At 43.9% G+C, this 12,969-nt stretch carries 13 protein-coding genes; all 13 read right to left on the reverse strand.

Features of this window, described 5'->3' with window-relative positions; genetic code table 11:
* Complete coding sequence (locus NSU05_RS11060) at window positions 1–504, reverse strand: ubiquinol-cytochrome c reductase iron-sulfur subunit (RefSeq protein WP_003230627.1); 504 nt, start codon at window positions 502–504, stop codon at window positions 1–3.
* A 142-nt stretch (window positions 505–646) separates the two neighbouring features.
* Window positions 647–1,093: a YpiF family protein gene (locus NSU05_RS11065; RefSeq protein ID WP_029726774.1), complete on the reverse strand. Its 447-nt coding sequence runs from the start codon at window positions 1,091–1,093 to the stop codon at window positions 647–649.
* Between the two features lie 54 nt (window positions 1,094–1,147).
* The gene (locus tag NSU05_RS11070) at window positions 1,148–1,687 is read right to left on the reverse strand and encodes a ReoY family proteolytic degradation factor (RefSeq protein ID WP_015251820.1); all 540 of its coding nucleotides are present in this window, start codon (window positions 1,685–1,687) and stop codon (window positions 1,148–1,150) included.
* 71 nt (window positions 1,688–1,758) lie between these two features.
* Entirely contained in the window at window positions 1,759–3,030 is a 1,272-nt protein-coding gene (locus tag NSU05_RS11075) for a tetratricopeptide repeat protein (RefSeq protein ID WP_021481536.1), read from the reverse strand.
* Window positions 3,031–3,364: 334 nt separating this feature from the next.
* Entirely contained in the window at window positions 3,365–4,651 is a 1,287-nt protein-coding gene (aroA, locus tag NSU05_RS11080) for a 3-phosphoshikimate 1-carboxyvinyltransferase (protein ID WP_029726773.1), read from the reverse strand.
* Between the two features lie 10 nt (window positions 4,652–4,661).
* The gene (locus tag NSU05_RS11085) at window positions 4,662–5,777 is read right to left on the reverse strand and encodes a prephenate dehydrogenase (protein ID WP_014480118.1); all 1,116 of its coding nucleotides are present in this window, start codon (window positions 5,775–5,777) and stop codon (window positions 4,662–4,664) included.
* Between the two features lie 48 nt (window positions 5,778–5,825).
* Window positions 5,826–6,908, reverse strand: coding sequence for a histidinol-phosphate transaminase (gene hisC / locus NSU05_RS11090; protein ID WP_014480119.1), 1,083 nt, complete (start codon window positions 6,906–6,908; stop codon window positions 5,826–5,828).
* Window positions 6,909–6,918: 10 nt separating this feature from the next.
* Entirely contained in the window at window positions 6,919–7,722 is an 804-nt protein-coding gene (gene trpA, locus NSU05_RS11095) for a tryptophan synthase subunit alpha (protein ID WP_003230608.1), read from the reverse strand.
* Complete coding sequence (gene trpB, locus NSU05_RS11100; protein ID WP_015383968.1) at window positions 7,715–8,917, reverse strand: tryptophan synthase subunit beta; 1,203 nt, start codon at window positions 8,915–8,917, stop codon at window positions 7,715–7,717. Before trpB ends, trpA begins: the two co-directional genes overlap by 8 nt.
* Window positions 8,898–9,545, reverse strand: coding sequence for a phosphoribosylanthranilate isomerase (locus NSU05_RS11105; protein ID WP_038429206.1), 648 nt, complete (start codon window positions 9,543–9,545; stop codon window positions 8,898–8,900). The genes trpB and NSU05_RS11105 overlap by 20 nt, the downstream gene beginning before the upstream one ends.
* A gap of 4 nt (window positions 9,546–9,549) precedes the next feature.
* Complete coding sequence (gene trpC / locus NSU05_RS11110) at window positions 9,550–10,302, reverse strand: indole-3-glycerol phosphate synthase TrpC (RefSeq protein ID WP_038429207.1); 753 nt, start codon at window positions 10,300–10,302, stop codon at window positions 9,550–9,552.
* Window positions 10,295–11,311, reverse strand: coding sequence for an anthranilate phosphoribosyltransferase (gene trpD / locus NSU05_RS11115; RefSeq protein WP_038429208.1), 1,017 nt, complete (start codon window positions 11,309–11,311; stop codon window positions 10,295–10,297). The genes trpC and trpD overlap by 8 nt, the downstream gene beginning before the upstream one ends.
* Window positions 11,283–12,830 (reverse strand): anthranilate synthase component I, encoded by a 1,548-nt coding sequence (gene trpE / locus NSU05_RS11120; RefSeq protein ID WP_029726769.1) that lies wholly within the window; start codon window positions 12,828–12,830, stop codon window positions 11,283–11,285. Before trpE ends, trpD begins: the two co-directional genes overlap by 29 nt.
* Window positions 12,831–12,969: the final 139 nt, after the last annotated feature.

Raw genomic sequence — 12,969 nt, forward strand, 5'->3', positions numbered from 1 at the left:
TCACCCTTCCCCCTTAGGCTTTGCTTTTCCAAGATACAGGAAGCCGTCTTTTACTTCTTGCTCATAATGATCAAGAGGCGCAAGCGGCGGCGTGCCAGGGACATTGGTGCCGTCCTTTTCATAGAGTCCGTAATGGCATGGACAAAAGAATTTATTCGGGTTTTTAGGATCACTATTCCAGTTCACCGTACACCCTAAATGCTTACAAATTGGCGAAAGTGCTACAATTTCATCCCCGTTTTTGAAGACCCAGGCTGATCTTGACTCTTCTGACTCATACCAGGCATCGACTTGATTAATTTTAAAATCAAAGCGCTGCGGCTCTTTTGTCAACTCATCAACGCTGACAACCTGAACCATATCCTGCTTCCCTGTCGATTTTAATACCGGGTCGAGTGCGAAGCGAACCATAGGCATGAGCATACTAGCCGCCATAAAACCTCCTACGCCTGTGAGCGTGTAATTCAAAAATTGACGTCTGGATATATCATGTTTTCCGCCCATCTCTTCTCCCCCCTCTAGGTCACCCCTGCAAACTGACTAAAATAGAAAATATTGCAATAACTCTAGACACCCTCATAATATATGAATCTCTCAGCAAGGTCAATATAGCCAAAATATTGTTTATAAGGAAATGTAAGTGTTTTTATGAAGTGCTCCATAACTGTAACAAAACGTTCAAAATTTCAGCAGTGCGTTCATCCAATATTTTTCTTTTTAAAGAGTCATTTAAATGCTCTAATGGAACAGACGGTGTAACAATCATTTTGCCTAACGCCTCCTCAGCTCTCCAACTTTCGTCAGATGTGAGCAGGACAACATGCGGAAATTCCGTTATCAGCTCTTCCCGCAAATCCTTAAGCCCTTGAACGGTTATTTCATTTCTATCAACATATGTATAAGGCGGAAGTAAATATACCCGTCCCTTTAACTGCCTTTCAAGTTCTTCTGAGAGAAGCTGCGTAAACTCGCCTTTCTCCGCCGCCATTTTAAAATGGTTATTAACCCTTATGTTAATTAATGGTATGACAGCGGTATCAATGTAATCCTTAGCTTGTAAATAGTCCTTGGCATCAGTGATTCTCCACCTCATCGTTCTCCCCCTTTACGGCAACAAGCCTTGCAATTCACTGCAAGGCTGGTCATATTATGTGAGCTGATTTAATTGGCGCGATAATTGTTCAAATGCCTCTTTATCATGACGATCTAACGCCTCGTCAATGTCTTTTAATAATTTTTCTCTTTGGAATGTGGAAATAGCGTGCTCTAAAATCTGTTCCGCCAATCCCTGATCTTTTTTATTCTCAAAAAGGTTTTTCGGAATATGCGGGTTGGACTCCAGCACCGCCGCATATTCAGGTGAGCTGTAAGCCGAACGGAAATTAAGCTGGATAAACAAATCCTGCTGTTTATTTAATCTAATATCATGAAAAGATTTTTCCGCGTCGGTAGTCATGACATTCTCTTTATAGAACCGGAACGGAACTTCTTCAACACAATGTGTTGACATTATAATGCCTCTCGGGCAAAATTCAGCCTGCTCCACAAAATGAACCTTCTCCATGAGAGAATCATGGCTCATTAAGTAGTTCAAGATCCAAACGCACTCTCGGCGCTTTAACTGATAATGGTTTAAAAACCAACGGATAAAATCTTTTTTCTCATTGACAGAAACAGGGGTCTGCATGTAATTCCCTCCTCTATCGTTCGTATAATCTATATACTTATATGTTCCACATGAATGGTTAATATTCCTGCTTATCTAGAAAATTCATCCTCGATTCGCAAAATCGTTTCTTCAAGCTCTTCATTGGCTCCGTCCATTTCAAGAACCTTTTTCAAAAGCGGCAGCGCTTCTTTTTGAAGGCCTTCTTCTAATAGGAAGCTTGCGTATTCATATAAGAAATCTCTATCCTCCCGGTAATGAAGATAGGCAGCCTCAAAGGATTGTTTTGCTTCCTCGTATTGCTCTAATTCAGTATATGCGCTTGCAAGATACCAATTGTATTTAGGATCTTCTTCACCGTAGCTTCGAACCTCTTGAATAAGATCAATGATCTGATCATAATCCTCTTCTTTGTGATACACGGCAAGAAGTGTATGAAGCGCCTCGACAAAGCCCGGATCAAGCGCAAGCGCCTCCTGAAGCAGCTTTTTCCCCTCTTCTGACTTCCCGATTTTTAAGGCCATTTTGGCGGCATAAAGGAAAAGTTCTTTGTTATATTCATCATATCTGATCCCCTCTTTTGCCGTTTTTAATGCCTCTTCATACATTCCTTCAGCTTCATAGCTTTTCGAGAGCGGCATATAAAGTGAAGTATAAGATGGATCAAGCTCCTTTAAATCAGACAGCTGCTTAATAGCTGTTTTCACAAGCCCCGCCTGTAAGGCTGTAAAACCATAGCCGAAAATCGTATTAGGATCAGGATTCTCATCGACAGCTTTCTCATACCATGGAATGGCATCCTCAAATTCACCTGAGGCACTTAACGATTCTGCCAGTCTTTGATGGACATTAACGCCTCCGATCTCACTCTGCTCCTCAGCCGTTGTTTTAAAATATTGAACCGCTTTTGCATAGGCTCCCTGAGCAAAGTAAAGTTCTCCCAGTGCAAAATCAATAACAGGTTCATTGTCCAGAATGGACTTTGCCTGTAAAAGCTTTTGTTCACTGACTTCGAATAACCCCTGCATCTGATAAAGATCCGCCATAAGCAGCAAACTTTCCGGATATGATGGATCTGTTTCCGGAATAGTCTCCAGCACAGCGAGGGCTTTTTCTTCTTCGTCAATATCTATTAAAAGTTCAGCGTAGAAATTCGTCAGTTCTGTTTCATTTGGATATAAATCATGTAGATCACTAATCAGTGAAATTGCTTTTTCTACATCGCCCCACTCGTAATAAAGCTGGGCTGCAATGGCTTTATCTTCATCATGCAGCTGTTTTTCAGCCTTCGAGAGCGTGTTGAGGCCTTTTTCTGTTTCACCTGCTTCAACTAATTTTATGGCTTCTTGAATCAATGTATTCAAATCGGACCGGTCCTTTCTTTTCCTATACAACATCAACCATACAAAAAAGCTTTATTTGTTCGGGTTAATCTTATCATAATTCAGACGAATGCCCCCGGCAAATAAGATGCTTCTGTACGGAAGGGAATTATTGAGTCTTATTAGTTTACCAAAAGATCTTGAGATAGAAAATGAAAAAAGGAAGATCGCCCTCTGTACAGTAAAGCAGCTCTTTGACCTGCCGGCTTGTAAGTAAAGCACATCCCCCCTTTTCGTTTTTCTATCCCCTCTATAAGACAAGCTATGTTTTTTCGCCTCGAATTATGATCTGCATAAAAAATCCTGAAGTAAAACTTCAGGATTTTTTCGAAAGCTTATTTAAATGCTCGAAGAAGGTTGGATAAGAAACGTGAATGGCATCCGTGTGCTCGATTTCAATCGGCTCCTCCGTTATACAGGAAGCAATACCAAGCATCATTCCGATTCGATGATCTCCGTGGCTGGACACTGCAGCGCCGCCTTTCAACGTTTGTTTGCCATAAACCTTCATTCCATCTGCTGTCGGTTCAATTTCAGCACCCAGCTTGCGAAGCTCAGAAACAACAGTATCAATACGGTTTGTTTCTTTCACTTTTAGCTCTGCCGCGTCCTTGATAACGGTCGTTCCTTTCGCCTGAGTCGCAAGAAGCGCGATGATAGGGATCTCATCAATTAAACGCGGAATGATATCTCCTCCGATTTCAACTGCCTTTAGAGATGACGTTTCTATAATCAAATCTCCATAAGGCTCTGCACCGCTATCAGCAGATGGTTTGATTTCAAGTTTTGCCCCCATGTTTTGAAGGACATCAATAATACCTGTCCGAGTCGGATTTAAACCTACGTTTTTCAATACAATTCTGCTGTTTGGAACCATCGCGCCAGCAGCAAGGAAAAACGCGGCTGAAGAAATGTCTCCAGGAACAAAAATATCAGCAGCTGTCAGTTTCTGGCCACCAGCAATGGAAACACTCGTTTGATCTTCAGAAAGCTTAACGCCAAAAGCAGAAAGCATCCGCTCAGTGTGGTCCCGAGATTTATGGGGCTCTGTTACAGTTGTTGTGCCCTCAGCCTGTAATCCGGCCAGCAAAACAGCAGATTTAATTTGCGCGCTTGCAACAGGTGATACATAATCAATTCCTTTTAATGAAGCGCCGCTCACTGACAGCGGTGTAAACTCTCCGCCGGCTCTGCCGTCGATTTTAGCCCCCATTTTTTTCAAAGGCTCAGTCACACGCTTCATTGGGCGCTTCGCAATGCTCTCATCTCCGGCTACCGCGCTGTAAAAAGGACGGCCCGCCAATATTCCGAGCATCAGGCGAATCGTTGTACCTGAATTTCCGACATCTAAAAGGCTTTCTGGCTCTTTCAGGGCATCGATTCCTTTTCCATGAATCACGACATCGCTGCCGCTTTGCTCAATGTGAACACCCATTTTTCTAAAGCAATCGATCGTGCTCAGACAATCTGCTCCCGGCAGAAAGTTTTTAACAGTTGTTGTGCCTGCCGCTAGCGCGCCAAACATAACAGAGCGGTGAGAAATGGATTTATCACCGGGAATATGTATTTCTCCATGTAAGGTCTGCACCTTTTCTCGTTTCATTTTTTCCACCTCAATCAGCATAAAAAGTTTCATATTCCGCCCGGGCTTCAATGCATTGTTCTGCCCTTTTGCGGTCGTCATCAGACTGAAAACTGATCCTTAAAATCCCGTTAATATCCTCTCGTGTTTCGATAATGCGGATATTCGTGATACTGATGCGCTCCGCAGCTAAGATCGCTGTTATCTCGGATATCACACCCGGATGATCGGGTACATCCACATATAAATCATAAAATGCAGGTATCGCTCCCTTCTGCCGAAGCGGCAACCCGTCGCGATAATCCTTGGCGGTTTTAAAATAACGAAATAGATTTTCCGCATCTTCTTGTTCTACATATGTACGGATCTTGTCAATTTCACGAATCCACTCATCAAAACGGTCTAAGATTTTATCTTTATTATGTAATAAAATATCCCGCCACATTGCCGGGCTGCTTGATGCAATCCTTGTAATATCTCTGAACCCGCCGGCAGCAAAACGCTTAACAAGCGGATACAGGTTTTCCGAATGATGGGTTTGGTGAACAAGACTAGCTGCTACAATATGCGGAAAATGACTGATTACACTTGTAACGCCATCATGCTCCTCCGGCGACATTTCCACAAAATGGGCATTCGTACCCTTCAGCAGATTTTTTAACTGTTCCACAGCTTGTTTGTCTGTTTTCTGGCCTGGGGTTAAAATATAAAATGCATTTTCAAACAGGAACTCCTTCGCAGCGGCCACTCCTGATTTATGTGAACCCGCCATCGGATGCCCTCCGACAAATTGATAGCGGCTAGGCAGCACTTGATCAGCGTAATCAACCACTTTTTGCTTTGTGCTTCCTACATCCGTAATCAAAAGCTCATGTTCAATTCCTGAATGAGCCAGCTCTTCAAGCATAACCAGTGTTTGTTCAACAGGTGTCGCAATGATTACTGTAGCTGCCTCTTTCGCACCGCTAATAAACGAATCAGCACGATCGTCTATCACGCCTAATTTTAATGCCGCTACCGCCTGTTCATCAGAGATATCGATTCCGATAATCCGTTTGCCGGGATGATTTTTTTTGATGGCTAGGGCAATCGAACCGCCTATCAATCCGAGACCGGCGAGCAATATTGTATCTTTCATTTGATTCATACGTCATCACCTGGTTTATAGACTAAAGAGGTGATATTCGATCACCTCTTATAAAATTTCAGCTAAAATGGCAAGTATTTCTTCATTTTGCTCTTTTGTTCCGATCGTAATCCGGAGTGATGTCGGGAAACCTAATGCATTTCCTGACCGGACGATATAGCCTTTTTCCAGCAGAGCCTGAAACAGTTCATCAGCAGGACGTTTAAAGTCAATTAACACAAAATTTGTCTGTGAAGGGTAGCACTTTAAACCATGAGTTTTCGCAAAATCATAATACTGCTGAAGGCCTGCATTATTTTGCTCGACACAGGAAGCAATAAACGCTTGATCATCAAGTGCGGCAATCGCCGCAGCCTGGCCCAGACGGCTCGTATTAAACGGCTCTCTCGCCGGCTCAATCTGGCGAATCAGGTTCTCGTCAGCAATTCCGTATCCGACTCTGAGCGCTGCCAGACCGTATGCCTTTGAAAATGTGCGCAAAATCATCAAATTGGAATACTTGCTTAAGAGCGGCACAGTTTCCGGGTAATCCTCTGCTGTTACATATTCATAATATGCTTCGTCAAGAACAACAAGGACACGTGAAGGAACGCGCTCCAGAAATGCGAGTAATTCTCCTTCAGATGTATAAGTGCCAGTCGGATTATTCGGGCTGCATATCCAAACGACTTGTGTCTGTTCGTCGATGGCTTCTAACATGGCGTCTAAATCATGTGAGCCGTCGGGACGAAGTGCAATTTCACGCACTTCAGCACCTTCAATAACCGCATTATGTTTATATTGCGGAAAAGTCGGGGCAGCAGTGATCGTATTGGTTTTATTGTTTAGAAATGCCCGGCAGATGATCTGAATGATTTCATCAGAACCGTTGCCGAAAATAAGTGATGTTTCGCTGACATTGAGGTGCTTACTGAGCCTTGTCCGCAAAGCGGCGCTATACCCGTCCGGGTAAAGGGCTAGCTGTTGAATCTCATGATGAAGCGCCTCTTTTGCAGCCTCTGAACAGCCGTAAGGATTCTCGTTTGAAGCAAGCTTCACAACTTTATCCAAGCCATATTCTGATTTCACTGCTTCAATCGGCTTTCCAGGCTGATAAGGCTTCAGCTGTTTTAAATGTTCTTTGATACGCAAATCAGTCACCTCATTTTAAACTGTACAAGCCGCTAAACGCCATTGCATAATCCTCAAACTCCTGCAGCGCCTGATTTCTCGTTTCAGCGCTGATGAGCCGGTCCTTTAATTCTTCTATTTTTCTGACGAGCGCACTTCCCACTACGACACCGTCACTAATTTCATTCATCTTTATGACCTGTTCACGGTTTGATATACCGAACCCTACAGCGACCGGAACAGTGCTGAGATTCTTCACTGTCCGAATGAACGGGTACACGGATGAATTGAACTCATTGCGGACACCGGTCACACCCAGAGAAGACACACAGTAGACGAAGCCCTCGGCTTGTTCAATAATGGTTTTCAAACGGCTTTCGCTTGTCGGCGCAACCAAAGAAATATACGTCACCTCATGGCTTTTACATTCCTCTTGAAGGCTGTTGCTTTCTTCTAGTGGCAGATCCGGAACAAGCAGACCGTCAATATGATTTTCCCGCAGTAAAGCGAAAAAGTATTCTTTGTTCAATTGTAACACAGGATTATAATACGTAAAGAGGATAATCGGAATATTCACTCCGTTTTTTTTCATTTCTCCGCCTAATTCGATTGCCTTTACGATATTCATTCCTTGATCAAGTGCCCGCTTTGAAGCCCTCTGGATCACCGGACCGTCTGCAAGCGGGTCAGAGTATGCAACACCAAGCTCCAATGCTGTGGCGCCTGCTTTTTGGAGTGACTTCGCCAGTTCAATCGAAACCTCAGGAACTGGATCGCCCGCTGTAATAAACGGGATAAACAATTTTTCTGATGGTTGAAGATCCAATTTAAACATGGGCTTTCACCTCTTCTTCCAATACCTTCATTAATGTGTTGACATCCTTGTCTCCCCGGCCTGATAAACAGACGAGAATGAGTTGACCGCGATCCATTCCTTTGGCGAGTTTGAATGCTTTCGCTAACGCATGGGCAGATTCGATTGCCGGCAAAATCCCCTCTTTTTCTGACAAAAGCTTTAATGCATCCACCGCTTCTTCATCAGTGATACTGTCATAAGTGACACGGCCGCTCTTATGCAAGTATGCGTGCTCCGGACCGATTCCAGGATAGTCGAGACCGGCTGAAATAGAGTAGGGCTCAATAATTTGCCCGAATTCATCCTGAATGAGATAAGTCAATGAACCGTGAATAACCCCTACGGTTCCTTTCGAAATAGTGGCGGCATGAAGAGGCGTATCAATTCCTTTTCCTGCTGCTTCAGCGCCGATCAGTTCAACATCTTCATTTAAAAATGCCTGAAACATACCCATCGCATTGCTTCCTCCGCCTACACATGCCACTACTTTATCAGGCAGAGTGCCTTCAATACGTTTCAACTGATCCTTCGCTTCCTCTCCGATCATTTTTTGAAATTCACGGACCACTTGCGGATAAGGATGCGGGCCGACAACTGATCCAATCATATAAAAGTGATCCTCACAATGCTGAACCCAGTACCGGATCGCCTCATTTGTGGCATCCTTCAATGTTCCGTTTCCGCTTGTTACAGGCACTACCTCCGCTCCAAGAAGCTTCATGCGGAAAACGTTCAGAGACTGGCGGGCAACATCCTCTTCACCCATAAACACAGTACAGGAAAAGCCGAATTTGGCTGCAACTGTTGCAGCGGCAACACCATGCTGGCCGGCACCGGTTTCAGCAATGATTTTCGTTTTGCCCATTTTTTTAGCAAGCAGCGCTTGACCTAGCGCATTATTGATTTTATGAGAACCTGTATGGTTTAAATCTTCTCGTTTCAAATAGATTTTCGCGCCGCCTAAGTATTCAGTGACTCGATCAGCGTATGTTAATGCAGTCGGCCGTCCGGAATAGTCCTTTAACAGCTTATAATACTCTTCACGAAAAGCGGGATCATCCTTGATTTGTTTAAATGCTGTTTCTATTTCATCTAACGGCTGCATGAGTGTTTCCGGAACAAACTTTCCGCCAAAATCACCGTATCTGCCTATTTCATTCGGATATGGATACATATCGGTTCATCCTTTCTTCTAAAAGACTCATCAGATTCTGATCTTTTTGTCCGTTTTTTTCAATTCCGCTGGCAAGGTCAATTCCTTCTGGCTGCCATTTCAATAGGCTGGTGATGCTATCCGGATTCACGCCGCCAGCGATAAAGCAGCGTTTACCAATAGCCGCCTGCTGATATTCCGGCACACATTCCCAAGAAAATGCAACACCAGTTCCGCCTCTAGACCCTTTTACAGATGAATCAATCACAAAGCCGTCAACATTATCTTTAAAGCGGGCTATATCTTGAGTTGTGTTACCTTGATGGTGAAGCGCCTTCCATATTTCACAGCCTGTCAGCTTGCGAAGAGCAGCAGCATCCGCCGGTTTTTCATCACCGTGAAGCTGAATGACGTCGAGCTTCAAGCTCTTGGCAATACGTGACATCGTCTCTATTGATTCATTAACAAAAACACCTGCAACCTGTTTTTCGACACGAGCTTGGTTCAGCCATTTTTTCACATCTTGCGGAGATACTTTTCGTTTGCTTTCAGCAAAAATAAATCCTAGGTAATCAGCCTGTGATTCCGCCGCAAGCTGCAAATCCTTTAGTGACCGAATACCGCAATATTTTAATGCCGGTTTCTTCACAACCTCACTCCCCAAACAAAGCATGGATTGCTTTACGCTGAGAAGTTTGTCTCATCAATGATTCACCGATAAGTACAGCTCGCGCCCCATGTTCATTGACAAATGTTAAATGTTCTAAAGAACCGATTCCGCTTTCGCTGACAAGCAAGGATTCTTTCGGAACGAGAGATGCGATTTGTTCTGTCTGCTTTACAGATGTTTCAAACGTTTTTAGGTTTCGATTATTTACACCGAGAATGTCGGGTGTGAACACTTTCAATATTTGTTCTAGCGTTGATACATCATGAACCTCCACTAGCACGTCCATCCCCTTTTCACCTGCTTCAAGATATAATTCATGAAGGTGTAAGGGATCAAGCACCTCGCCGATTAACAATATGGCATCCGCTCCGATTCTTCTTGATTCCTCTACTTGAAGAGAATCAATAATAAAATCTTTTCTAAGTACAGGAATCGAAACAGCACGCTTTACGTCTGATAAATAGCTGTTTTCCCCTTGAAAAAACGGGGTGTCTGTTAAAACGGAAATCGCATCTGCCTTCGCAGCCTCATAGTCTTTTGCAATCTGCACAGGCACAAAATCCTCTTTAATAAGCCCTTTTGACGGCGATGCTTTCTTCACTTCGGCAATCAACCCGATAAACCGATTCGGGCTTGCCAGCGCCTCCTTAAATGAACGTTTCTTGAAAGGCTGCTCTACCGGCAGAACCAGTGTTTTCACTTCTTCTTTCTTTTGTTTGATGATTTTTTCAAGCATAGATCTCTTCCTCTTTCTGCTTTAGTCGTTCAAGCTGCGCGGCAGCGCCTCCGCTTGTAATCGTCTCTAACGCCAGCTCCGTTCCTTCCTTCAGTGAGGCGGTAATTCCCGCCGTGTAAATCGCAGCACCCGCATTAAAAGCCGTAATAGATAAAGCGGAACTGCTGCTTTTATTTTCAAAAATATTCTGAATGAGATAAGCGCTCTCTTTCGGAGACTGCACCTGTAAATCTTCAAGTCTGCCATTTGTGAAACCGAAATCTTCGGGTGAAACGGTATATTCCCGGCGCTCTCCGTCCTTTAATTCAATCACGTCGGTCGGTGCTGTAATTGAAAGCTCATCTAAACCGTCACGGCTTGATACAAACATAACGTGCTTCGGCTGAAACGTCTCCAGTGCGCTTGCCATCAGTCCAGCTTTTTCAACAGAATAGACCCCAATCACCTGACGCTTCGCCTGTAAAGGATTGCTGAGCGGCCCAAGCAGATTAAATACCGTTCTGAAACCTAGCTCTTTTCTAGTACCTGCTACATGTTTCATAGACGAATGGTAAAGCGGCGCAAAAAGAAATCCCATGTTGTTTGTTTCAATGCTGCTTTTGACCTTCTCGGGAGTGGTTTGAATAGAAACCTCTAGCTCCTCTAAAACATCAGCGCTTCCGCTTTTAGAAGAGACAGAGCGATTGCCATGCTTAGCGATTTTCGCGCCAGCTGCCGAGGCAACAATTGCCGAGGCCGTTGAGATATTAAAAGTGGAAATACCGTCTCCCCCTGTTCCGCATGTATCAACAATATCAGGAAGTCCATCGACTGTAAGAGCGTGTGCCCGCATTGCCTTCACAAAACCCGCAAGCTCTTCTGGCGTCTCCCCCCGATGAGCAAGAATAGACAATATACCGCCCATTTCAGAAGGAGTCATTTCCGCTACCATCATCATATTCATCAGCGTTTCAGCCTCACCGGCAGTAAGGGTTTTTCCGTCAACGCACAATTGTAGAAATCTGTTCATCAGCTTTATCCTCCTTGCTATGAAACATGTCTTCTGCAATATGAATCGTTTTCAGCAGCGCACCGGCTTTATTACAGCTTTCTTCGTATTCGGCTTCCGGAACAGAATCAGCAACAATGCCAGCACCTGCCTGTATCGATGCAACGCCGTTCTTTACACTCATCGTGCGAATCGTAATACAAGAGTCGATATTCCCGTCAAACCCAATGTAGGCAATACATCCTCCGTATGTCTCTCTCGGTGTTGGCTCGAGCTCTTGCAAAAGCTGCATGGCACGGATTTTGGGTGCGCCTGTTAAAGTCCCCGCCGGGAAAGCAGACATCAGTGCATCGACAGGATGAACCCCTTTTTTCAATCGGCCTGTAACCACCGAGATAATGTGCATGACATGTGAAAAGGAAACAATTTTTGTGAACTCCGGCACAGAAACAGAACCATACTCTGCTACTCTGCCGATATCGTTTCGGGCAAGATCAACGAGCATGTAATGCTCCGCTTTTTCTTTTTCATCCTTCATGAGCTCAACCTTCAGTCTCTCATCTTCAGCTTTGTCTGCACCGCGTTTTCTCGTACCGGCAATCGGATGGATTTCCAAGTGTCCGTCTTGAACGTGGATTAACCGTTCCGGAGAGCTGCCGACTATTTCTCTGTCTAGCAGTTTCATATAATACATATACGGCGAAGGATTGACGATCCTAAGCACTCGGTATAACTCAAAAGCATCTGCTTTTATCGGCACCTCAAATTTTTGTGATAAAACACCCTGGAAGATATCTCCTGCTTTTATATAGCCCTTGATTTTTTCTACATCAGCCATAAAAGCCGATTTTTCATAATTAGAAGATACCGTCTCAAAGCTGGGTGTCTTGTATGAATCAGCAGAGAGAAACAGCTCTTTTATGTTTTTTTGGTCCATCATTTTTTCGATGAGATTTTGGAGCTCCAGATGATTTTGATGGAATACATCCATTTTTTCGTTTTCTGTTTCCTCTCCAGTGAGCCTTGCATATTGGATAAAGTGGACGTTTTTGGTTTCATGATCATACGCAATTAATGTCCGGCAAACAAACAGCATACACTTTTCCATGTCTGTTTCTTTTGTATGCGAAGGAACAGAAGGCTCAATCAGCGGGATCATATCATAGCTTAAGTACCCGACAGCTCCGCCGACAAAAGGAATGCCAAGCTGAGGTGTTTTGATTTTGTATGTGGTATTCATCCAGTTCAGCACTTCTTTTAGTTCTTTTCCTCTGTAAAGAGATTTGCTGTCCTGATCAGCGGCCGAAAAACGGCCCTGCTCTTCTTTAATTGTGAGAAATGGATTCAGGCCGATAAACGAATATCTGGACCAAGTGGATGTATCGTCCTTGCTTTCAAGAAGATACGTAATCTCCCTGTCAAGCTTCTCTATCATTTGAATGGGTGTCAGTGTATCGACTGTGAAGGTCTCCACAATCGGTATCGTGTGGTGGGACAAGCTGTCCTCTAAAAATGCGGAAATGTTTGATTGGAAATTCATTGCTCTCACTCCTTATGGCAAGGAGAATGAGAAGATGGCATGAGAGGATAAAATACTATATAACAAATAAACCCAAAAGAAAGACTTCTTTTGGGTAGAATAAACATACATGTCTCAGCTCAACTAAACTCATTCTCTG

The organism is Bacillus sp. EU52, from assembly GCF_037964975.1.
Lineage (GTDB): Bacteria > Bacillota > Bacilli > Bacillales > Bacillaceae > Bacillus > Bacillus subtilis.